This window comes from Kluyvera sp. CRP (assembly GCF_019930565.1).
Taxonomy (GTDB): Bacteria; Pseudomonadota; Gammaproteobacteria; order Enterobacterales; family Enterobacteriaceae; genus Kluyvera; species Kluyvera georgiana_A.
Map to the genome: position 1 here is coordinate 2,457,345 of NZ_CP082841.1, position 23,421 is coordinate 2,480,765.

The 23,421-nt window shown below is 56.8% G+C and carries 19 protein-coding genes and 1 other annotated feature; of the genes, 12 read left to right on the top strand and 7 right to left on the bottom strand.

The annotated features are described in order from the left end of the window. Window positions 1–10 precede the first annotated feature (10 nt). Window positions 11–3,361, top strand: coding sequence for a mechanosensitive channel MscK (mscK, locus tag K7B04_RS11540; RefSeq protein WP_163445954.1), 3,351 nt, complete (start codon window positions 11–13; stop codon window positions 3,359–3,361). A gap of 97 nt (window positions 3,362–3,458) precedes the next feature. On the opposite strand, the gene rsmS is transcribed toward mscK, so the two are convergent. Together rsmS and priC are read right to left on the bottom strand one after the other, a co-directional pair. After that, complete coding sequence (gene rsmS / locus K7B04_RS11545) at window positions 3,459–3,620, bottom strand: pleiotropic regulatory protein RsmS (protein WP_163445955.1); 162 nt, start codon at window positions 3,618–3,620, stop codon at window positions 3,459–3,461. A 10-nt stretch (window positions 3,621–3,630) separates the two neighbouring features. Next, window positions 3,631–4,158, bottom strand: coding sequence for a primosomal replication protein N'' (priC, locus tag K7B04_RS11550; protein ID WP_163445956.1), 528 nt, complete (start codon window positions 4,156–4,158; stop codon window positions 3,631–3,633). A gap of 67 nt (window positions 4,159–4,225) precedes the next feature. On the opposite strand from priC, the gene K7B04_RS11555 reads away from it, so the two are divergent. The 9 genes from K7B04_RS11555 to K7B04_RS11595 all read left to right on the top strand — a co-directional run bounded on the left by K7B04_RS11555 (window position 4,226) and on the right by K7B04_RS11595 (window position 13,697). Further along, window positions 4,226–4,603, top strand: coding sequence for a DUF454 family protein (locus K7B04_RS11555; protein ID WP_167576465.1), 378 nt, complete (start codon window positions 4,226–4,228; stop codon window positions 4,601–4,603). A 149-nt stretch (window positions 4,604–4,752) separates the two neighbouring features. Further along, on the top strand, window positions 4,753–5,304 hold the full coding sequence (gene apt, locus K7B04_RS11560) for an adenine phosphoribosyltransferase (RefSeq protein WP_052283817.1): 552 nt from the start codon (window positions 4,753–4,755) through the stop codon (window positions 5,302–5,304). A gap of 92 nt (window positions 5,305–5,396) precedes the next feature. After that, the gene (gene dnaX, locus K7B04_RS11565) at window positions 5,397–7,331 is read left to right on the top strand and encodes a DNA polymerase III subunit gamma/tau (protein ID WP_223804052.1); all 1,935 of its coding nucleotides are present in this window, start codon (window positions 5,397–5,399) and stop codon (window positions 7,329–7,331) included. After that, window positions 6,661–6,725 (top strand) — a sequence feature (DnaX frameshifting element). (Overlaps the previous gene by 65 nt.) Before the next feature lie 57 nt (window positions 7,332–7,388). Next, window positions 7,389–7,718 (top strand): YbaB/EbfC family nucleoid-associated protein, encoded by a 330-nt coding sequence (locus K7B04_RS11570; RefSeq protein WP_064548013.1) that lies wholly within the window; start codon window positions 7,389–7,391, stop codon window positions 7,716–7,718. Continuing rightward, entirely contained in the window at window positions 7,718–8,323 is a 606-nt protein-coding gene (gene recR, locus K7B04_RS11575; protein WP_064548015.1) for a recombination mediator RecR, read from the top strand. Before K7B04_RS11570 ends, recR begins: the two co-directional genes overlap by 1 nt. Window positions 8,324–8,430: 107 nt before the next feature. After that, window positions 8,431–10,305: a molecular chaperone HtpG gene (htpG, locus tag K7B04_RS11580; RefSeq protein WP_163445959.1), complete on the top strand. Its 1,875-nt coding sequence runs from the start codon at window positions 8,431–8,433 to the stop codon at window positions 10,303–10,305. A 233-nt stretch (window positions 10,306–10,538) separates the two neighbouring features. After that, window positions 10,539–11,183: an adenylate kinase gene (adk, locus tag K7B04_RS11585; protein WP_014069168.1), complete on the top strand. Its 645-nt coding sequence runs from the start codon at window positions 10,539–10,541 to the stop codon at window positions 11,181–11,183. 184 nt (window positions 11,184–11,367) lie between these two features. Next, window positions 11,368–12,330: a ferrochelatase gene (gene hemH, locus K7B04_RS11590; protein ID WP_223804053.1), complete on the top strand. Its 963-nt coding sequence runs from the start codon at window positions 11,368–11,370 to the stop codon at window positions 12,328–12,330. Between the two features lie 62 nt (window positions 12,331–12,392). Beyond that, the gene (locus K7B04_RS11595) at window positions 12,393–13,697 is read left to right on the top strand and encodes an inosine/guanosine kinase (RefSeq protein ID WP_163445961.1); all 1,305 of its coding nucleotides are present in this window, start codon (window positions 12,393–12,395) and stop codon (window positions 13,695–13,697) included. 102 nt (window positions 13,698–13,799) lie between these two features. Here the strand turns inward: K7B04_RS11595 and ybaL are convergent, their stop codons facing one another. Beyond that, complete coding sequence (gene ybaL, locus K7B04_RS11600; protein WP_064548024.1) at window positions 13,800–15,476, bottom strand: YbaL family putative K(+) efflux transporter; 1,677 nt, start codon at window positions 15,474–15,476, stop codon at window positions 13,800–13,802. 256 nt (window positions 15,477–15,732) lie between these two features. Further along, the gene (locus K7B04_RS11605) at window positions 15,733–16,953 is read right to left on the bottom strand and encodes an MFS transporter (protein WP_223804054.1); all 1,221 of its coding nucleotides are present in this window, start codon (window positions 16,951–16,953) and stop codon (window positions 15,733–15,735) included. 174 nt (window positions 16,954–17,127) lie between these two features. Here K7B04_RS11605 and ushA point away from each other — a divergent pair, with 174 nt between their 5' ends. Then, a complete protein-coding gene (gene ushA, locus K7B04_RS11610) occupies window positions 17,128–18,780 on the top strand; it encodes a bifunctional UDP-sugar hydrolase/5'-nucleotidase UshA (protein WP_223804055.1) in 1,653 nt (550 codons plus the stop codon). 67 nt (window positions 18,781–18,847) lie between these two features. Here ushA and ybaK read toward each other — a convergent pair whose 3' ends face one another. The 3 genes from ybaK to copA all read right to left on the bottom strand — a co-directional run bounded on the left by ybaK (window position 18,848) and on the right by copA (window position 22,913). Beyond that, the gene (gene ybaK / locus K7B04_RS11615) at window positions 18,848–19,327 is read right to left on the bottom strand and encodes a Cys-tRNA(Pro)/Cys-tRNA(Cys) deacylase YbaK (protein WP_035891819.1); all 480 of its coding nucleotides are present in this window, start codon (window positions 19,325–19,327) and stop codon (window positions 18,848–18,850) included. A gap of 202 nt (window positions 19,328–19,529) precedes the next feature. After that, window positions 19,530–20,324 (bottom strand): TraB/GumN family protein, encoded by a 795-nt coding sequence (locus tag K7B04_RS11620; protein WP_163445963.1) that lies wholly within the window; start codon window positions 20,322–20,324, stop codon window positions 19,530–19,532. An 87-nt stretch (window positions 20,325–20,411) separates the two neighbouring features. Continuing rightward, window positions 20,412–22,913: a copper-exporting P-type ATPase CopA gene (gene copA, locus K7B04_RS11625; RefSeq protein ID WP_223804056.1), complete on the bottom strand. Its 2,502-nt coding sequence runs from the start codon at window positions 22,911–22,913 to the stop codon at window positions 20,412–20,414. Between the two features lie 95 nt (window positions 22,914–23,008). On the opposite strand from copA, the gene cueR reads away from it, so the two are divergent. Continuing rightward, entirely contained in the window at window positions 23,009–23,419 is a 411-nt protein-coding gene (gene cueR / locus K7B04_RS11630; protein ID WP_064548035.1) for a Cu(I)-responsive transcriptional regulator, read from the top strand. Window positions 23,420–23,421 lie beyond the last annotated feature (2 nt).

The window sequence follows — 23,421 nt, forward strand, 5'->3', positions numbered from 1 at the left end:
TGTTAAAATTATGCTGCATAATATCCGCCCTCGGGCCACGATTTCCGCATTTTTCATTATTATTGTCTGCTTTCTTTTCTCGTTAGCCACGGCGCAGGCGCGCGCGCTAAACGGTAGCGATATTCCTGACCGCGCCGATGTCCAGGATCAGCTATCGGCGTTGAATAACAAGAAAGACCTGACGCCGCAGGAAAAACTGGTTCAGCAGGACCTCACGGAGACTCTGCAGCTGCTGGATAAAATCGACAACGTGAAGGCGGAAACCGCGGCGCTGCAAAAACAGGTGGATCAAGCTCCGCTCAAGCTGCGTCAGGCCACCGATAATCTCAATGCGCTGAGCGACGTTGATAGTGATGAAGAAACGCGAAAAACGTTGAGCACGCTGTCCCTGCGCCAGCTGGAAGCTCGCGTCTCGCAGGCCGTTGACGATTTGCAAAATGCGCAAAACGACCTTGCCACTTACAACAGCCAGCTGGTTTCGCTGCAAACCCAGCCAGAGCGCGTACAGAACGCCATGAACTCAGCCTCGCAGCAACTGCTGCAGGTGCGAAACAGCCTGAACGCGAACACCGTCGGGGACGGGCTGCGGCCGACCCAGCAGACGATGCTACAGGTGCAGAAAACGCTGCTCGACGCCGAAATTGAGCTACAGCGTAAAAGCCTCGCCAGCAATACCTCTTTGCAGGATACCCTGCAAAAACAACGTGACTACGTGACTGCTTACAGCACGCGTCTGGAGCACCAGCTTCAACTGCTGCAGGAAGCGGTGAACAGCAAGCGCCTGACGCTGACGGAAAAAACCGCCGCTGAAAACGCCTCGCCGGAAGAGACCGCCCGCATTCAGGGCAATCCGCTGGTGAAGCAGGAGCTGGAAGTTAACCATCAGTTAAGCCAGAAGTTGATTACCGCCACCGAAAGCGGTAACCAACTGGTGCAACAGAATATCAAGGTGAAAACCTGGCTCGACCGCGCGCTGCAATCTGAACGTAACGTAAAAGAGCAGATTGCCGTCCTGAAGGGAAGCCTGCTGCTGTCGCGTATTCTTTATCAACAGCAGCAGACGCTGCCGTCGGCGGATGAACTGGAGGATATGACCACCCGCATCGCCGACCTGCGACTCGAACAGTTTGAGATTAACCAACAGCGTGATGCCCTGTTCCAGAGCGATGAATTCGTCGCCAAACTGGAGGAAGGGCATAGCAGCGAAGTGGATAGCGAAGTGCACGACGCGCTGCTGCAAATTGTCGATGCGCGCCGCGAAATGCTGGATCTGATCAACAAACAGCTGGGCACCCAGTTGATGATGGCCATCAACCTGCAAATCAATCAGCAGCAGTTGATGAGCGTGTCAAAAAGCCTGAAATCTATTCTGACGCAGCAAATATTCTGGGTTAACAGCAATAAACCGATGGACTGGGACTGGATTAAGTCCTTCCCGGAAGCGCTGAAAGACCAGTTTAAGTCGATGAAAATCACCGTAAACTGGGAGAAAGCGTGGCCCGCCGTGTTTGTCGCCTTCCTTGCCGGGCTTCCGCTGCTGCTGATTGCCGGGCTGATTCGCTGGCGGCTACAGTGGTTGCGCAGCTATCAGGACAAGCTCGGCGATCAGGTGGGTAATCTTCGTAACGACAGCCAACTGCATACGCCGAAGGCTATCCTCATCGATCTCATTCGCGCGCTGCCGGTGGTGCTGATCATTCTGGCGATTGGCCTGATTTTGCTCACCATGCAACTCAACATCAGCGCGCTGCTGTGGGCATTCAGTAAAAAGCTGGCGATTTTCTGGCTGGTGTTTGGCCTGTGCTGGAAGGTGCTGGAGAAAAACGGCGTTGCCGTACGCCACTTCAATATGCCGGAACAGCTCACCAGCCACTGGCGTCGGCAGATTGTGCGCATCAGCCTGGCGCTGCTGCCGCTGCACTTCTGGTCTGTGGTGTCTGAGCTTTCGCCGCTGAACCTGATGGACGACGTACTGGGGCAGTTCGTGATTTTCCTTAACCTGCTGGTGATTGCGACGCTGATGTGGCCAATGTGCCGCGAAAGCTGGCGCGATAAAGAATCACACAGCCTGCGCCTGATCACCATGACCGTGCTGGCGCTGGTGCCGGTCGGCCTGATGGTGCTGACCGCCACCGGTTATTTCTACACCACGCTGCGCCTCTCTGGCCGCTGGATTGAAACCGTTTATCTGGTGATCTTCTGGAACCTGCTTTACCAGACCGTGCTTCGCGGCCTGAGCGTCGCGGCGCGACGCATCGCATACCGTCGTGCGGTCGCGCGTCGGCAGAATATGGTGAAAGAGGGGGCCGAAGGCGCCGAACCGCAGGAAGAACCGGCGATCGCGCTGGAGCAGATCAACCAGCAGACGCTGCGTATTACCATGCTGGTGATGATTGCGCTGTTTGGCGTGATGTTCTGGGCTATCTGGTCAGACTTAATTACCGTCTTTAGCTATCTTGACAGCATCACCCTGTGGCATTACAACGGCACCGAAGCCGGGGCGAGCGTGGTGAAAAGCGTCACCATGGGCAGCCTGCTGTTCGCCATTATCGCCTCGATGGTGGCGTGGGCGCTGATCCGTAACTTACCAGGTCTTCTGGAAGTGCTGGTGCTTTCGCGGCTGAACATGCGTCAGGGGGCCTCCTACGCCATTACCACGATTCTGAACTACGTGATTATCGCCGTCGGGGCGATGACCGTGTTCGGCTCGCTGGGCGTGTCGTGGGATAAACTACAGTGGCTGGCCGCCGCGCTATCGGTAGGTCTTGGTTTTGGCTTGCAGGAGATTTTCGGTAACTTCGTCTCCGGCCTGATTATTCTGTTTGAACGTCCGGTTCGCATTGGCGATACGGTGACGATCGGCACTTTCTCCGGGACGGTTAGCAAGATCCGCATCCGCGCGACGACCATTACTGATTTCGATCGCAAAGAGGTGATCATTCCGAACAAGGCTTTCGTCACCGAACGCCTGATCAACTGGTCGCTCAGCGATACCATCACCCGCGTGGTGATCCGCCTTGGCGTGGCTTATGGATCGGATCTGACCAAAGTGAAAGAGGTGCTGCTGAAAGCGGCGATGGAGCATCCGAAGGTGATGCACGATCCGGAGCCGTCGGTCTTCTTTACCGCTTTTGGTGCCAGCACGCTGGATCACGAACTGCGTCTGTACGTGCGTGAACTGCGCGACCGCAGCTACACCGTCGATGAACTGAACCGCACCATCGACCGTCTGTGTCGCGAAAACGACATCAATATCGCCTTCAACCAGTTGGAAGTGCATCTGCACAATGAGAAGGGCGATGAAGTGACGGAAGTGAAGCGCGACAGTAAAAATGACGGCAAGGATATGATTGCCGATTAATCCGTAGGCCGGATAAGGCAACGCCGCCATCCGGCAATATACGGCGGCGTGCCTGATGGCGCAGCGCTTATCCGGCCTACAGATCGTGTCCTGGGCGCTAAGGCGCCTCATCCGGGCGGCTTTTCAGCTTGTTGATGTAATCTTTGCGCACCATCTCCAGCGCGCTTAGCACAATTTCCGGGGCGATTTGGTTGCTCTCCAGCAGTTCTATTAAATCGACCGCCAGCTTGACGTCATCGGGCGCGTTTTCCAGCGACATACTTTCTCCTTTAGCGCGTGATGCGCGCCAGCACTCGTTCTATTTCTTCCAGCGCCTGACGGCAGCGGGCAAGTCGACCGTCAAAGGCGGTAATTTCGCGGGCCAGACGCTGTTGATCGTCGAGCGTGGTCGCCTGCTGATACTGCTGCTGGCGTTGCTGCTTCATCTCCAGCAGACGACGCTCAAACTCCTGTGTTTCCAGCCGCTTACGCTGCCAGCGACGTAACCCCGGCGAGGCGCTGTCCCACACACGCAGCGACCAGGCTTCGCTTTCCCGATTGATGGCTTCAATTTGCGCCGCGAGGCGTTCAGCAAGCCAGGCAACCTGTGGCAGCTGTTGCTGCTCGACGGCGTGCTTTAACTCCTGAAAATGGGCGTTCGCCTCATCAAGATAGGCCTGCATTTGGGTGCTGCGCGTCTGGAACAGCTGACGGTCAAAGCGGGCGCTCAGCGTGGCGTGCGCGGAAAGCGGCGCGATACGTGCCTGCAGACGTGCAAGCTGTTGTTCCAGCGTTTGTAAAAGCAGGGCCGTTTTCACCGGATTCTCCGTTTTCTTGTTATCGGCTATGCTACAGTAGCATGCTCATTTGATAACGATTCGCATTATGCAGCGTACTATTCTAATCATTATTGGCTGGCTGGCGGTAGCCCTCGGCACAATCGGTGTTGTGCTGCCGCTGTTGCCCACCACGCCGTTTATTCTGCTGGCCGCCTGGTGCTTCGCCCGCTCGTCGCCGCGTTTTCATAACTGGCTGCTGTATCGCTCCTGGTTTGGCGGCTATCTGCGCCACTGGCAGCGTTACAAAGCTATGCCGCCGGGCGCGAAGCCGCGCGCCATCGCGGTGATTTTGTTGACCTTTGCTGTTTCGCTGTGGCTGGTCAATTTGCTGTGGGTTCGTCTACTGCTGTTGGCAATCCTCTGCGGATTGTTGATTTTTTTATGGCGAATTCCCGTCGTTGATGCAGAGCAACAAAAGCCGTGAACCGCATTAATGGTGTTGCAATTCTGCGAGCTTGCCAGTAAATTCTGGCGTTTTCGAGCACAGGCGCGCCTGGTTAAAAGTTAATCAAATGTAACTTTTAGCCCATTTTGCTCGCCTTGAGTAACACTGTTTCAATCAGGCACAAACCTATGACCGCAACTGCACAGCAGCTTGAATATCTGAAGAACAGCATCCAGAGCATCCAGGATTATCCGAAACCTGGCATTCTTTTCCGCGATGTCACCAGCTTACTGGAAGACCCGAAAGCCTACGCGCTCAGCATTGAACTGCTGGTCGAGAAGTACAAAGACGCCGGTATCACCAAAGTCGTGGGTACCGAAGCGCGTGGTTTCCTGTTTGGCGCGCCGGTCGCGCTGGCAATGGGCGTAGGTTTTGTCCCGGTGCGTAAACCGCGCAAGCTGCCGCGTGAAACCATCGCCGAAAGCTACGAGCTGGAGTACGGCACCGATCAGCTGGAAATCCACGTTGACGCGATCAAACCGGGCGACAAAGTGCTGGTAGTCGACGATCTGCTGGCAACCGGCGGGACCATTGAAGCGACGGTGAAACTGATCCGTCGTCTGGGTGGTGAAGTGCACGATGCGGCCTTCATCATCAACCTGTTCGATCTGGGCGGCGAACAGCGCCTGGAAAAACAGGGCATCACCAGCTACAGCCTGGTGAATTTCCCGGGGCACTAAGCATTTCCCGATACATAGCCTCGCCGATCCGGCGGGGCTGTGGTAGCATTATCCCTTCGTGAATCCACCTTCCAGCGTTTCAGAGCCTGCCAATGAGTTATCAGGTCTTAGCCCGAAAATGGCGCCCACAAACCTTTGCTGACGTCGTCGGCCAGGAACATGTGCTGACCGCACTGGCGAACGGCTTATCGTTAGGGCGCATTCATCACGCATATCTCTTTTCCGGCACCCGTGGCGTCGGGAAAACCTCTATCGCCCGCTTGCTGGCGAAGGGGCTGAACTGCGAAACCGGCATTACCGCCACGCCTTGCGGCGTGTGTGATAACTGCCGTGAAATTGAGCAGGGGCGTTTCGTCGATTTAATTGAGATCGACGCCGCCTCGCGAACCAAAGTCGAAGATACCCGCGACCTGCTGGATAATGTCCAGTACGCGCCTGCGCGCGGCCGCTTTAAGGTCTATCTGATCGACGAAGTGCACATGCTCTCCCGCCACAGCTTCAACGCCCTGTTGAAGACGCTGGAGGAGCCGCCTGCGCACGTCAAATTCCTGCTGGCGACCACCGATCCGCAAAAACTGCCGGTGACCATTCTCTCGCGTTGTCTTCAGTTCCACCTCAAGGCGCTCGACGTTGAGCAGATTCGCCATCAGCTTGAGCATATCCTCGACGAAGAGCATATCGTCCACGAGCCTCGCGCCCTGCAGCTGCTGGCGCGTGCGGCGGACGGCAGCCTGCGCGATGCGTTAAGCCTCACCGATCAGGCGATTGCCAGCGGCGAAGGCCAGCTGACAACCGTCTCCGTCAGCGAAATGCTTGGCACGCTGGATGACGACCAGGCGCTGTCGCTGATTGAAGCGCTGGTGGCCGCGAATGGCGAGCGGACGATGGAGTTGGTTAACGATGCCGCGCTGCGCGGCGTCGACTGGGAGGCGCTGCTGGTTGAAATGCAGAGTCTGCTGCACCGGATTGCCATGGTTCAGCTGTCGCCTGCGGCGCTGGGCAGCGATATGGCGGCGATTGAACAACGGATGCGCAACCTTGCGCGTACCGTGCCGCCCACCGACGTACAGCTGTACTATCAAACGCTGCTGATTGGCCGCAAAGAGCTGCCGTTCGCGCCGGATCGCCGCATGGGCATTGAAATGACGCTGCTGCGCGCATTGGCATTTCATCCGAATGCGCCGCTGCCGGAGCCGGAAAGGCCGCAGCAGACGTTTGCGCCTGCCTATGCCCCGGTGACGCAACAGCCTGCGCCCATGCCTTCTGCCGCGCCGATGACGCCGCCGCCAGCGGCCGCGCCGCTGCCAGAGTCCACCCATCAGGTGCTGGCCGCGCGACGTCAGTTGCAGCAAAGCAGTCAGGGAGCAACCACCCCAAAAAAGAGTGAACCGGCAGCCGCTTCCCGCGCGCGGCCGGTGAATAACGCTGCGCTGGAAAGACTGGCTTCGGTGTCCGAACGCGTTCAGGCGCGCCCGGCGCCGTCCGCGTTGACCCAACCGGCGGTGAAAAAAGAGGCTTATCGCTGGAAAGCGACCACGCCGGTTGAAGAAGTCAAAAAAGAAGAAGTCGCCACGCCAAAAGCGTTGAAGAAAGCGCTGGAGCATGAAAAAACGCCGGAACTGTCGGCGAAGCTGGCGGCGGAATCATTAGAGCGCGACCCGTGGGCGGCGGAGGTCAGCCAGATGGCGCTGCCGAAGCTGGTCGAGCAGGTGGCGCTCAACGCGTGGAAAGAGCAGGACGGCAGTACGGTGTGCCTGCATCTGCGCCCGACGCAGCGGCATCTTAATTCCCCCGGCGCGAAGCAGAAGCTGGCTGAGGCGATGAGCAGTTTATACGGCGCGCCTGTTGAATTGACCATCGTGGAAGATGATAATCCGGCGGTGCGTACGCCGCTGGAGTGGCGACAGGCCATTTATGAAGAGAAACTCGCGCAGGCGCGCGAGTCGATCATCGCGGATAATAACATTCAGACCCTGCGTCGGTTCTTCGACGCGGACCTGGATGAAGAGAGTATTCGCCCCATTTGACCGCAAGCGCTGCTTACGGTCGTTATTCTTTAACGTGACCTACTGAGAGAGAAGCCTATGTTTGGTAAAGGCGGTCTGGGTAACCTGATGAAACAGGCCCAGCAGATGCAAGACAAAATGCAGAAAATGCAGGAAGAAATCGCCCAGCTGGAAGTCACCGGCGAATCTGGCGCAGGTCTGGTCAAAGTGACCATCAACGGCGCGCACAACTGCCGTCGCGTTGAAATCGACCCAAGCCTGCTGGAAGACGACAAAGAGATGCTGGAAGACCTGGTCGCTGCGGCGTTCAACGATGCGGCGCGCCGTATTGATGAAACCCAGAAAGAGAAAATGGCCTCTGTATCCTCTGGTATGCAGCTGCCGCCAGGTTTCAAGATGCCGTTCTGATGCAAACCAGTCCGCTGTTAACTCAGCTGATGGAAGCGCTGCGCTGCCTGCCGGGCGTTGGCCCGAAGTCGGCGCAGCGTATGGCGTTTACCCTGCTGCAGCGTGACCGCAGCGGCGGGATGCGTCTGGCGCAAGCTTTAACCCGCGCGATGTCGGAAATCGGCCACTGTGCCGATTGCCGCACCTTCACTGAGCAGGAGGTGTGCAACATTTGTGCGAACCCGCGTCGCCAGGAAAACGGCCAGATCTGCGTGGTGGAGAGTCCGGCGGACATCTACGCCATTGAGCAGACCGGGCAGTTCTCCGGCCGCTACTTCGTGCTGATGGGGCATCTGTCGCCGCTCGACGGCATCGGCCCGGATGATATTGGTCTTGACCGCCTTGAGCAGCGTCTGGAAACGGAGCAGCTCACGGAGATTATCCTCGCCACCAACCCGACGGTGGAAGGGGAAGCCACGGCCAACTATATCGCTGAGCTGTGCGCGCAATATGGCGTTGAAGCCAGCCGTATCGCCCACGGCGTTCCGGTAGGCGGTGAGCTGGAGATGGTCGATGGCACCACGCTGTCGCACTCGCTGGCCGGTCGTCATAAGATTCGTTTTTAATCAAACGAGAGCAGGATTTTCTGCTCTCGCTTGAAATCCTCACCACCCATCCCCATTTTCCTCTCATCGCTTTTTTTACCTTGTAATCACCATTGAGGTATTTTGCAATGAAAGGACAAGAAACACGTGGCTTTCAGTCAGAAGTAAAACAGCTTCTGCACCTGATGATCCATTCTCTGTATTCCAATAAAGAAATCTTCCTGCGTGAGCTTATCTCTAACGCTTCAGATGCTGCCGACAAGCTGCGCTTCCGCGCGCTGTCTAACCCGGATCTGTATGAGGGCGATGGCGAGCTGCGCGTACGCGTCTCCTTCGATAAAGATAAGCGTACGTTGACCATTGCCGACAACGGTATTGGTATGAATCGCGACGAGGTGATCGATCATCTCGGGACGATCGCAAAATCCGGCACCAAAGCATTCCTCGAATCCATGGGCTCAGACCAGGCCAAAGACAGCCAGCTGATCGGTCAGTTCGGCGTCGGTTTCTATTCCGCGTTTATCGTGGCGGATAAAGTTACCGTGCGCACCCGTGCGGCGGGCGATAGCGCAGAGAACGGTGTGTTCTGGGAATCCGAAGGCGCGGGCGAATACACCGTGGCCGACATCACCAAAGACGATCGCGGTACCGAAATTACCCTGCACCTGCGCGAAGGCGAGGACGAGTTCCTCGACGACTGGCGCGTACGCTCGATCATCAGCAAATATTCCGACCATATCGCGCTGCCGGTAGAAATAGAGAAATCCGAAGAGAAAGACGGCGAAACTGTGGTTTCCTGGGAGAAAATCAACAAAGCGCAGGCGCTGTGGACGCGTAATAAAGCCGAGCTGAACGACGATGAATACAAAGCGTTCTACAAGCATATCGCCCACGACTTTACCGACCCGCTGACCTGGAGCCACAACCGTGTGGAAGGTAAGCAGGAGTACACCAGCCTGCTGTATATCCCGTCGCAGGCGCCGTGGGATATGTGGAACCGCGATCATAAACACGGTCTGAAGCTGTACGTGCAGCGCGTCTTTATCATGGACGACGCCGAGCAGTTTATGCCGAACTACCTGCGTTTTGTGCGCGGGCTGATAGACTCCAACGATCTGCCGCTGAACGTCTCCCGTGAAATTCTGCAGGACAGCAACGTCACCCGTAACCTGCGTAACGCCCTGACCAAGCGCGTACTGCAGATGCTGGATAAGCTGGCGAAAGACGACGCCGAGAAGTACCTGACCTTCTGGAAACAGTTTGGTCTGGTGCTGAAAGAAGGTCCGGCGGAAGACCATGCTAACCAGGAAGCGATCGCCAAACTGCTGCGCTTTGCGTCTACCCATACCGACACTTCCGAGCAGAACGTGTCGCTGGCCGACTACGTGTCGCGCATGAAAGAAGGGCAGGAGAAGATCTACTACATCACCGCCGACAGCTATGCTGCGGCGAAGAGCAGCCCGCATCTGGAGCTGCTGCGTAAGAAAGGCATCGAAGTGCTGCTGCTTTCCGACCGCATCGATGAGTGGATGATGAACTACCTGACCGAGTTCGACGGCAAGCCGTTCCAGTCCGTTGCTAAAGCCGATGAGTCCATCGACAAGCTGGCGGATGAAGTGGACGAGAGCGCTAAAGAAGCAGAAAAAGCGCTGACTCCGTTCGTTGAACGCGTGAAAACCCTGCTGGGCGACCGCGTGAAAGAGGTGCGTCTGACTCACCGTCTGACCGACACCCCGGCCATCGTCACCACCGACGCCGATGAAATGAGCACCCAGATGGCGAAGCTGTTTGCCGCTGCGGGCCAGGCCGCGCCGGAAGTGAAGTACATCTTTGAACTGAACCCGGACCACGTGCTGGTGAAACGCACCGCGGATACCCAGGACGAAGGGCAGTTTAAAGAGTGGGTTGAACTGCTGCTCGACCAGGCGCTGTTCGCCGAGCGCGGTACGCTGGACGATCCTAACCAGTTTATCCGCCGCATGAACCAGCTGCTGGTGTCATAAACCTTACCCTCACCCTAACCCTCTCCCTGAAAGGGAGGGGGACTGGCCCGGCGCTGGTATTCTCCCTCTCCCAGTGGGAGAGGGGCGGGGTGAGGGCATCAAACTGCTCCGTACGCAAAATATCTGACCATTAACCGTTTCAGCCGTCCCGCCTTCCTTGAGCCATCGCCGTTCTGGTGGTATCTTTTAGCGCTTTTTAAAAAATATTGACAACCTTTGAGGGGATTTTCGCAATGCGTATCATTCTGCTTGGCGCACCTGGCGCGGGTAAAGGAACTCAGGCACAGTTCATCATGGAGAAATATGGCATTCCGCAAATTTCCACCGGTGATATGCTGCGCGCCGCTGTTAAATCCGGCAGCGAGCTGGGCAAACAGGCTAAAGACATCATGGACGCCGGCAAACTGGTTACTGACGAACTGGTTATCGCGCTGGTCAAAGAGCGTATCGCTCAGGAAGACTGCCGCAACGGTTTCCTGCTGGACGGCTTCCCGCGCACCATTCCGCAGGCTGACGCCATGAAAGAAGCGGGCATCAACGTTGACTACGTGCTGGAATTCGACGTACCGGACGAGCTGATCGTTGACCGTATCGTTGGCCGTCGCGTACACGCCGCTTCTGGCCGCGTTTACCACATCAAATTCAACCCGCCTAAAGTTGAAGGTAAAGATGACGTGACCGGCGAAGAGCTGACCACCCGTAAGGACGATCAGGAAGAGACCGTGCGTAAACGCCTGGTGGAATACCATCAGATGACCGCGCCGCTGATCGGCTACTACTCCAAAGAAGCGCAGGCGGGTAACACCAAATACGCGAAAGTTGACGGCACTCAGGCCGTGGCTGACGTACGCGCAGAGCTGGAAAAAATTCTCGGCTAATGTTGTGCCGCCATCCGATGCCGGATGGCGGCGTAAACGCCTTATCCCATCTATGCCGTTCTGTAGGCCGGATAAGCGCAGCGCCATCAGGCAAAAATTCTCGCTTTACCTCTCACAGCAATTAGTTTTTCTTCCTCGCTTTTCCGCTACAATTATCAACAATTTGAATCGATAAGAGGCGGTAATGCATCATAAGAAACCTGGTATCCTGCTGGTTAACCTCGGCACTCCCGATGCTCCCACGTCTGAAGCCATTAAACGCTATCTGAAGCAGTTCTTAAGCGATAAGCGCGTCGTGGATACGCCTCGCCTGCTTTGGTGGCCGTTGCTGCGCGGCGTCATTCTGCCGATCCGCGCGCCGAGAGTGGCGAAGCTATATGAATCGGTATGGATGGAAGAGGGCTCACCGCTGCTGGTCTACAGCCGTCGTCAGCAGCAGGCGCTGGCGGCACGTCTGCCGGATGTGCCGGTGGTGCTGGGCATGAGCTATGGCACGCCATCGCTGCAAAGCGCGGTGGATGAACTGCTGGCGCAGGGCGTTGACCAGCTCATCGTGTTGCCGCTCTATCCGCAGTATTCCTGTTCCACCGTGGCTGCGGTGTGGGATGAACTGGCACGCATTCTGGCAACCAAACGCGCGATTCCGGGCGTCTCGTTTATTCGTGATTACGCGACCGATCGCAACTATATTCAGGCGCTGGCGGCGAGCGCACGGGCGTCATTTGAGCGCCACGGCGAGCCCGATCTCCTGCTGCTTTCCTACCACGGTATTCCTCAGCGTTATGCTAATGAAGGCGACGATTACCCGCAGCGCTGTCGTGACACCACGCGTGAACTGGTCTCCGCTTTGGGTATTTCGCCTGATAAGGTGATGATGACCTTCCAGTCGCGCTTTGGCCGCGAACCGTGGCTCACGCCGTATACCGACGAAACGCTCAAGATGCTCGCGGAAAAGGGCGTGAAACATATTCAGGTGATGTGCCCAGGTTTCTCTGCCGACTGTCTTGAGACGCTGGAAGAGATTGCGGTGCAAAACTGCGAACTGTTCCTCGAGGCGGGCGGGCAGAAATATGAGTATATTCCGGCGCTCAATGACGATGCCGCACATATCGAAATGATGGTGAATCTGACGGCATCGTATCGCTAATCGCAAGCGGGCGGGGGGTGTGCTACTATTCCCCGCTTGTTCCTAGTCATCCAGAAATCACCATGAAATTTCCCGGTAAACGCAAATCTAAACATTACTTCCCGGTGGACGCTCGCGATCCGCTGCTCCAGCAGATTCAACCTGAAAGTGAAACCAGTACCGCCTGGGTTGTCGGTATCGACCAGACGCTGGTGGATATTGAAGCCAAAGTCGACGATGCGTTTATTCAGCGCTATGGCCTGAGCGCCGGGCATTCGCTGGTGATTGAAGATGATGTCGCGGAAGCGCTATACCAGGAACTGGTACGCGAGAGCCTGATTACCCATCAGTTTGCCGGTGGCACCATCGGTAATACCATGCACAACTATTCGGTTCTGGCGGACGACCGTTCGGTACTGCTGGGCGTCATGTGCAGCAATATTGAAATTGGCGGCTATGCCTATCGTTACCTGTGTAATACCTCCAGCCGTACCGACCTCAACCATCTACAGGGCGTCGATGGCCCGATTGGCCGCTGCTTTACGCTGATCAGCGAAAGCGGAGAGCGTACTTTTGCTATCAGCCCAGGACACATGAACAAACTGCGTCCGGAAAGCGTGCCGGAATCGGTGATTGCCGGCGCCTCTGCGCTGGTGCTCACCTCCTACCTGGTGCGCTGCAAGCCGGGCGAGCCGATGCCGGACGCCACGATGCAGGCCATCGCCTACGCGAAGAAACACAATGTGCCGGTGGTGCTGACGCTGGGCACCAAGTTTGTGATTGCCGATAGCCCGGAATGGTGGCAGAGCTTTATTAAAGAGCACGTGTCGATTCTGGCGATGAACGAAGAAGAAGCGGAAGCGCTGACCGGCTTGAGCGACCCGTTACAGGCGGCGGATAAAGCGCTGGATTGGGTGGACCTGGTGCTGTGTACCGCCGGGCCGACCGGGCTGTATATGGCGGGCTTCACCGAAAACGAAGCCAAGCGCAAAACTCAGCACCCGCTGCTGCCGGGGGCCATTGCCGAGTTTAACCAGTACGAATTCAGCCGTGCGGTACGCTATAAAGACTGTCAGGATCCGCTGCGTATCTACTCGCACATTGCGCCGTTTATGGGTGGCCCTGAGAAGATCATGAATACCAACGGCGCAGGTGACGGCGCGCTGGCGGCGCTGCTGCACGACATTACCGCTAACGCTTACCATCGCAGCAACGTGCCGAATTCCAGTAAGCACCAGCATAACTGGCTGACCTACTCGTCGCTGGCGCAGGTGTGTAAGTATGCTAACCGCGTGAGTTATCAGGTGCTGAACCAGCATTCGCCGCGTTTGACGCGCGGCCTGCCGGAGAAAGAAGATAGCCTCGAAGAGGCGTACTGGGAGCGGTAATATTGTTATTCAGGCCTACGTAAACGCGTAGGCCTGATAAGCGTAGCGCCATCAGGCATGCACATTGCCGGATGGCGGCTTTGCCTTATCCGGCTTACGATGCTATCCGCTAACAGCCTCACTCAACGGCGGATCGCTCAATAGCCCCAGCATGGTTTTCGCTATCTCACGCTCACCCATGACCACCTCATTGGCACCTCGTTCGCTGATATACGCGACTTCATCGTCGTAATGCGCACGGGCGATAATCTCAAGATGCGGATACTTCTCGCGGGCGCTGGCGACGATTTCTCCGGCCTCATAGCCGTTTGGAATGGTCAGCAGCAGCCAGCGGGCGCAGTCGAGATGCGCCAGCGTCATAATCTCTTCGTTGGCGGCATTACCCAGTACCGCGCGAATGCCGCGCTCGCGCAGTTCGTCCACGCGGGTACGGGAGGTTTCAATCACCACCAGCGGAATCCCTTGCGCCATCAGCTTCTCGCCGAGCAGGCTGCCGACGCGACCGTAGCCAACCAGCAGCGCGTGGTTACAGATATCTACCGGAATCTGTTTTTCATCTTCCAGCGCCTCTTCCAGGGTCTGTTCCTCAAGCGTTTCCGTTTTCTCGAGGTATTTCTCCAGCACGGAGAACAGCACCGGATTGAGCATAATGGAGAGAATCGCCCCCGCCAGCACCAGGTTTTGCCCGGCCTGCGGCAGGAGATCCAGCGCCATGCCCAGACCGGCGAGAATAAAGGCGAATTCGCCAATCTGCGCGAGGCTGGTGGCGATGGTCAGGGCGGTACGCTGGGAGTGGCCGAACAAACGCACCAGGCCAAACGCCGCGAGCGATTTACCGAAGATGATGATTGCCAGCGTTCCCAGTACCGCCAGCGGCTGCTCAATCAGAATCAGCGGATCAAACAGCATGCCGACGGAGACAAAGAACAGTACCGCAAACGCGTCACGTAGCGGCAGGGTATCGTGCGCCGCACGATGGCTCAGTTCGGATTCGTTCAGCACCATCCCGGCGAAGAACGCACCCAGCGCGAACGAGACGTCAAACAGTTCTACCGCGCCGAAGGCGATGCCCAGCGCCAGCGCCAGTACCGAGAGCGTGAACAGTTCGCGAGAGCCGGTGGCGGCGCTGCGAGAGAGGATCCACGGCACCAGGCGGCGGCCAACCAGCATCATAATGGCGATAAACGCCACCACTTTACCGATGGTTATCGCCATATCGATAGCCAGCGAGGCGAAACCGATATTTTCTTTTTCCATCATTCCGGCGACGGCGGGCAGCAGCACCAGCGTCAGGACCATCACCAGATCTTCAACGATCAGCCAGCCGATGGCAATTTGCCCCCGCTGACTATCAATAAGCTGTCGTTCTTCTAACGCGCGCAGCAGCACCACGGTACTGGCGGTAGACAGGCACAGGCCAAAGACGATGCCGGTCATTATGGACCAGCCTAAGAAGGTGGAGAGCAGCATCCCGAGCAGGGTGGCGACCGCTATCTGCGCTATCGCGCCGGGTATGGCGATGGACTTTACCGCCATCAAATCTTTCAGTGAGAAATGGAGACCGACGCCGAACATCAGCAAAATAACGCCTAATTCCGCGAGTTCTGGTGCCAGTTTGGTATCAGCGACAAATCCTGGAGTAAAGGGTCCGGCCAGTACGCCCGCTAACAAATATCCTACCAGTGGAGAAATTCTTAACTTATTGGCAATCATGCCAAGGAAAAAAGCGAGCACAAGGCCACCAACAATGGTGGTGATTAGCGGTGTGGCGTGATGCATTCCGTCTCCTTTCGTCGTGATGCGTGGTCCCATTTTTGGCGCAGAGTGTCGCAACAGCCTGAAAACCAAAAAACCTCGTAATAGTTTATGACAATTTCCACTATTTTGTTTGTGAATAATTCTTGAATTTAGCTAAAAAATTGAATTTTTAAGAGTAAATGGCACAAAAATGAAAGTTGAATATGAGAAGTCAGAGACGACGCGCGGTTGCGGGGAGAAAGGAGGCAGCCAAAATGAAGGTTTGGCTGCCCGGAATTTAGTGTTTTTGGCGGTTATCAGGTAAGAATATGGTCAACATACCAATAAGTGGTAGGAAAGCACATATTTTATAAACCAACTCGATACTGGTATGGTCAGCCACCAGCCCCAACACGGCGGCGCCAAGGCCACCCATGCCGAAAGCGAAACCGAAGAATAGCCCGGAAACCATACCGATACGCCCCGGTAATAGCTCCTGCGCGTACACCAGAATGGCAGAAAACGCCGAGGCGAGGATAAATCCAATAATGACCGTTAAAATCCCGGTCCACCAAAGGGTCGCGTAGGGTAAAAGGAGGGTAAACGGCGCAACGCCGAGGATAGAGCCCCAAATCACATATTTACGGCCAATTTTGTCACCCACCGGCCCGCCAATGACGGTCCCTGCGGCAACCGCAAACAAGAAGGCGAATAAGTGAATCTGCGCGTTTTGTACCGATAATCCGAATTTTTGCATCAGATAAAAGGTGTAGTAGCTGCTAATGCTCGCCATATAGAAGTATTTCGAGAAAATCAGCATCAGCAGGATGCAGACGGCAAGAATCACTTTGTTTTTCGGCAGCGGATTGATAATCGTAGCTTTCGGTTTACCTTTTGCCATACGGTGCTGTGCCGCGTACCAGCGGCTGACCTGCGCCAGCACAACGATAGCCAACAGCGCCGCCAGCACAAACCAGGCCACGTTGCCTTTCCCGTACGGCGCAATGATAACCGCCGCCAGCAACGGCCCCAGCGAACTGCCGAAGTTACCGCCCACCTGGAAGATTGACTGCGCCAGGCCGTGACGGCCACCGGAGGCCATTCGCGCCACGCGGGATGATTCCGGATGGAACACCGATGAGCCAGTACCCACCAGCGCGGCGGCCAATAGCACCGTACCGAAGCTGCCCGCCAGCGCCAGCAGCACCAGCCCGCTCAGGGTAAAGCACATGCCCACCGGCAGCGACCACGGCATCGAACGCTTATCGGTGATGTAGCCGATGACCGGCTGGAAGAGGGACGATGTGAGCTGGAAGGTGAGGGTAATCATCCCAATCTGCACGAAGGTCAGAGAGAATTCGGACTGCAGCAGCGGATAAATCGCCAGAATCAGCGACTGAATCATGTCGTTGAGCAGGTGGGAGAGACTGATCGCTCCCAGGATACCGAATGAGGTACGGCCCTTTTGCGAAGACGCAGATGGGCCAGGCCGGGTAGGGCTGGTTTCAGTGATTGCCATAGATTCCACTTATATTTGGTAGTGCGATGTTGGAGATAAACGCTTTAATAATAATTATCAGACTAAGATACCTGTCTAAGACGTTTGAAGGAAGTCTCATTTCTGAAAACAAATTAGACTAATATTTCATAGCGTTGTAATTTCTGCGGTTGTTATTCACTCAGGGAGAGAAACATGCAATTCGTCAAACGAGGCGTGGCGCTGGCGATGCTGACGGCACTGTCGTTAGTCAGCCTGCCTTCACAGGCTTATCAGCAAGATAAAACGTATAAAATCACCATCCTGCATACCAACGATCACCATGGGCACTTCTGGCGCAGTGAATACGGCGAGTACGGTCTGGCCGCGCAAAAAACGCTGGTCGACGGCATTCGTAAGGAAGTCGCGGCTGAAGGCGGCAGCGTGCTGCTGCTGTCGGGCGGCGATATCAATACCGGGGTACCGGAATCAGACCTGCAGGACGCCGAGCCAGACTTCCGTGGCATGAATCTGGTGGGCTACGACGCGATGGCTGTCGGCAACCATGAGTTTGATAACCCGCTGAGCGTGTTGCGTCAGCAGGAAAAATGGGCCAAATTCCCGTTCCTCTCCGCCAATATTTACCAGAAAAGTACCGGTGAACGCCTGTTTAAACCGTGGGCGATCTTTAAACGCCAGGACCTGAAAATTGCCGTTATCGGTTTAACCACCGATGACACCGCCAAAATTGGCAACCCGGAATACTTCACCGATATTGAATTCCGCAAACCGGCGGAAGAAGCGAAGCTGGTGATTCAGGAGCTCCAGCAGAAAGAGAAGCCTGACCTGATTCTGGCCGCGACCCACATGGGCCACTACGATAACGGCGAACACGGTTCAAACGCACCGGGTGATGTCGAGATGGCGCGCAGCCTGCCGACCGGCGCGTTAGGGATGATTGTGGGTGGTCACTCACAGGATCCGGTGTGCATGGCTTCGGAGAATAAAAAGCAGGTCGACTACGTGCCGGGCACCCCGTGTGCGCCAGATAAACAGAACGGTATCTGGATTGTGCAGGCCCATGAGTGGGGCAAATATGTGGGCCGCGCCGATTTCGAGTTCCGCAACGGCGAGCTGAAAATGGTGCACTATCAGCTGATCCCGGTGAACCTGAAGAAGAAAGTCACCTACGATAACGGGCAGAGTGAGCGCGTACTTTACACGCCGCAAATTCCGGAAAACCCGCAGATGCTCTCGCTGCTGACGCCGTTCCAGAGTAAAGGCAAGGCGCAGCTGGAAGTGAAAGTGGGCAGCGTGAACGGGCATCTGGAAGGCGACCGCAGCAAGGTTCGCTTCGTGCAGACCAACATGGGCCACCTGATTCTGGCGGCGCAGATGGCGCGCACCGGCGCCGACTTTGGCGTGATGAGCGGCGGCGGCATTCGTGATTCCATTGAAGCGGGAAATATTACCTACAAGAGCGTGCTGAAGGTGCAGCCGTTTGGCAACGTGGTGGTGTACGCCGATATGAGCGGTAAAGAGGTGGTGGAGTATCTGACCGCCGTGGCGCAGATGAAGCCCGATTCCGGTGCTTATCCGCAGTTTGCCAACGTCAGCTTTGTGGCGAAGAACGGCCAGCTTCAGGACCTGAAAATCAAAGGCGAACCTGTCGACCCGGCGAAAACCTATCGTCTGGCGACGCTGAGCTTTAACGCTACCGGCGGTGACGGCTATCCGAAAATCGACAACAAACCAGGGTATGTGAATACCGGGTTTATCGATGCCGAGGTGCTTAAGCAGTACATTGAGCAGAACTCGCCGCTGGATGTGAATGCTTACGAACCGAAAGGGGAAGTGAGCTGGCAGTAAGCTCGGGCGTTGTTCAATACCCTCTCCCTTTTGGGGAGAGGGTTTAGGTGAGGGGAGAACCGTCTGTTTAATCCCGTCGCGCAATATCCGCAAACGTCGCGCCAAGAATTTTCGCTAAATCACCCGCCGCCAGCTCAATATCGAGCCCGCGTTTGCCGCCTGAAACATAAATCGAAGCAAATTCCTGCGACGGCGCATCAATCACCGTGGGCAGACGCTTTTTTTGCCCCAGTGGGCTAATGCCACCGACCAGATAGCCGGTGACGCGCTGGGCCACCATCGGATCGGCCATATCGACTTTTTTCGCCCCTAAAGCCTTCGCGACCTTTTTTAAATCCAGCTGCCCGGCGACCGGCGTGACCGCTACCGCCAGCTGTTTCATATCGCCGTTCATCGCCACCAGCAGAGTTTTGTAAACCTGGTCAGCGTTCAGTCCTAATTTTCGCACCACCTCGTCACCAAAGTTCGTTTCATTCGGATCGTGATCGTAGGTATGAATGCTAAACGGGATCTTGTTCTTTTCGAGTAACTTAACCGCGGGAGTCATAACGTTCCTTCTTACTACAGACAGGGTATGCAGCCAGCATACGCCCTAAAACGGACTAAAAAATAGTATAATCTTGCGCAATAGGTATTGGCAGTTGCAGCAACTTTGAGCGACAATCGAAAGATCCGGAGTGATTACTTCGGGATAATAATAATGATGAAATTCCTCTTTGACGGGCCAATAGAGATATTGGCCATTTTTTTTATTTCAGCATCTCCGGCAGATTGCCTTCGCCATACAGATGAAGCGCTCCCACGGCGACCACATAGCGCCCCGGCGGCAGCGCCAGCAGCGCGTCGCGCCAGGCTTCATTTCGCTTCACCATCAGCACATCATACAGCGACTGACTAAAGGTATTGGGCAACGAAGTCCTGCCGTTCGTCGGTGGCTGCTCGAGCCACCAGCCGATCATCACCTGTAACAGTCGCGCGTTGGTGTGCCAGTGCGTCAGCGTATCGTCGAGCAGCGCCATGCCGCCGTCGGGCAACTGGCACAAAAGGCTGACCTGGCTGTCTGCGCCCTCCAGTTCCTGAACCGGCAGCGACGCCGCGCGCGCAGCCTGCAGCAACTGGTAATCAATGCCGTAGTCCGGACGTAATCCCAGCCGCTGCGCCTGGGTGGCTTGCAGCACCATCGCAATCTGCCATAACGGCTGGTTATCAAAACGGACCAGCGACATTCCTTGCTCGCTGATCCGTTTTTCCAGTTCGCTTAACTGTTCGGCACTCAGACGCTCGGCGAGTGGCGGGAATTCCGGCAGATTGCTGAACGGTGTTTCATTGCCGGAAATATCGGCTTCGACAATCAGCGCGTCGGCTTGATGCAGTTTCTTCACCAGCTTTGCCGGTAGGGGAGACATATCGCGTGTCCCCATATGAATGCTGCCGACCAGATGCAGGTGGCGGCCACCGGGCAGCGACACGTCGAGCGCTGGCCAGCCGTAAGGCGAACCGCGCAGGGTTCGCCATAGACGTTGTAGTTGATATAACAGACTCATCCGCGCTCCCTGGAAGGAAAATTCCATGCTAGCGCGCTGGGGAGAAAGGTGCAAACGCGCTCTGCCCGTTTCGGGCAGGGCGGTGGATCAGGCTTTGGGTTTAAAGCGCAGCAGGCGGTTGGCGTTGCTCACTACCGTAATGGAAGAGAGCGCCATCGCGGCTCCGGCAACGACCGGGTTGAGCAGCGTACCGGTCAGCGGCCAGAGGATCCCCGCGGCAATCGGAATGCCCAGCGAGTTATAGACGAAGGCACCGAGCAGGTTCTGCTTCATATTGCGCAACGTGGCGCGGGAGATCGCCAGCGCATCGGCGACGCCCACCAGACTGTGGCGCATCAGCGTAATCGCTGCGGTTTCAATCGCCACATCGCTGCCGCCGCCCATGGCAATACCGACGTCGGCCTGCGCCAGCGCCGGGGCATCGTTGATACCGTCGCCGACCATTGCCACCTTCTGGCCTTGCGCCTGCAAGTCTTTAATCGCCTGCGCTTTACCGTCCGGCAGTACTCCGGCAATCACTTCATCAATGCCCGCCTCTTTGGCAATCGCGTTAGCGGTTACCGGGTTATCACCGGTCAGCATCACCAGTCGATAGCCTTCCTGATGCAGTCGCTGCAAGGCGGCGACGCTGTCGCTACGCAGCGGATCGCGAATGGCGAACAGCGCGGCGGCTTGACCATCAATGGCGAGCAGTACCGGCGTGGCTCCCTGAGCTGCCTGCTGAGCCAGTTCGTTATCCAGCTCGCGGGTATCCACCTGCTGTTCGTGCATCAACGCCTGGTTGCCCAGCAGCAGCGAGTGTCCTTCGGTCTCGCCGCTGACCCCCAGCCCACGTAGCGTGCGGAACGCGGTGACCTGTGGCAGCGTGTTATCGGCTGCTTTCTCCAGAATAGCGCGCGCCAGAGGGTGGTTCGAACCTTGCTCCAGCGCGGCGGCCAGGCGCAGCGCGGTCGATTCACCGATCGCGCCGAGGGTTTTCACCGCGACGACCTGCGGCTTACCTTCGGTCAAGGTACCGGTTTTATCAAACACCAGCGTGGTCAGTTCACTGGCGCGCTGTAGCGCGTCGGCGTCGCGGACCAGCACGCCATACTCTGCGGCGCGACCGACACCGGCAATAATCGACATCGGCGTAGCCAGACCCAGCGCACACGGACAGGCGATGATCAGCACCGTGGTAGCGATCACCAGGGTGTAGACAATCTGCGGCGCAGGGCCAAAGAAGTACCAGATGGCGGCGCTGAAAATGGCAATCGCCACCACCACCGGCACGAACACGGCGGAGATTCTATCCGCCAGCTGGCCGATTTCCGGCTTGCTGCTCTGCGCCTGGCGCACCATTTTGATAATACGTGACAGCGTGGTATGGCTACCCACGGCGCTGGCGCGGAATAAGACTGAGCCGTCCTGCACCACCGTACCGGCGTGAATGCTGTCGCCGTCGCCTTTCTGCTGCGGAATCGGCTCGCCGGTCAGCATCGCTTCATCAAACCAGGCTTCGCCCTGGCTGATTTCGCCGTCGACGGGAACGCGGTCGCCGGTGGCGAGGCGCAGGATCATACCCGGCTGTACGTCGGCCAGTGGCACCGTTTTTTCACCGTCGTCGGTGACGACCCGCGCGGTGGGCGGCGTCAGGTCGAGCAATTTTTCCAGCGCCCGGGACGAACGCTGGCGCGCTCGCGCTTCCAGCATATGGCCAAGGTTAATCAGACCAATAATCATGGCGCTGGCTTCGTAATAGAGGTGGCGGGCTTCCATCGGGAACCACTGCGGCCACAGGTTGACGCTCATCGAATACAGCCAGGCGACACCGGTACCGAGCGCCACGAGGGTATCCATCGTCGCGGTACGGTTCTTCAGGCTTTTCCATGCGCTGGTGTAAAAATGACCGCCGGCAAACACCATCACCGCCAGGGTGATGAGGCCGATAATCAGCCACAGCGAGCGGTTGTCGTCGGAGACCATCATATTGTCGCCGATCATGCCCCAGACCATGACTGGCACACCTACCAGCAGGGCGACGATCGCCTGCCAGCGAAAACGTTTCATGGTCGCCAGCGCGGTTTCCTGCTGACGTTCGCGGCGTTTAATATCGTCTTCAATGGCTTCTGCGCCGTAGCCGGCTTTCTCTACGGCCTGGACTAAATCGCTGGCGGACGCATGACCCATCACCAGGGCCGTGCGCTCCGCCAGGTTTACCCGTGCCTGGACCACGCCCGGTACCGCCTGCAAGGCATTCTGGACCCGGGAAACGCAGCTGGCGCAGCTCATACCGTTGATCAGCAGCTGTTGGCTGTCATCCAGTTCCTGTGCTGCCGGAAGCTCAGGGGAGGCCGCTGTCAGTGCTTCCGACGGGAGTGATGACTCTGCCAGCGGTTTAGCCTTTGGGTGGCTGAGCTCCGCGCCGTAACCGGCTTGTTTGATGGTGTCAATCAACGCCTCGGCGCTCGCGCTGCCGGTAACGTGCGCCGCATCGATGGTCACTTCCGCATGGTCAACGTCAGGACGCTGCTCCAGGCTCTCCTTCACGCGTTTGACGCAGTGGCCGCAGGACAGACCGTCCAGCGCCAGATCGATAGTTTGAGACATATTCCTCTCCTCAATTGATGGGTGACCAAATTCATCTTTTGGTCTACAGTGAGAAAGGTTAAACCTTCCAGCAAGGGGAAGGTCAAGGGGGGAATGTGAATATCAGTGATGTTGCCAAAAAAACCGGTTTGACCAGCAAAGCCATTCGCTTTTATGAAGAGAAGGGGCTGGTGACGCCGCCGCTGCGCAGCGAGAACGGCTACCGCAGCTACACGCAAAAGCATCTGGATGAGTTTACGCTGCTGCGCCAGGCGCGGCAGGTTGGGTTTAATCTGGAAGAGTGCGGCGAGCTGGTGAATCTGTTTAACGACCCGAAACGCCACAGCGCCGACGTCAAAGCCTATACGCTACAGAAAGTGGCGGATATTGAGCGCCACATCAGCGATCTGCAGGCGATGCGCGAGCAGCTGCTGTCGCTGGCGGCATCCTGCCCGGGAGATGACAGCGCCGACTGCCCGATTATTGATAATCTTTCCGGCTGCTGCCATCGTAAAGCCCAGGCTTGACG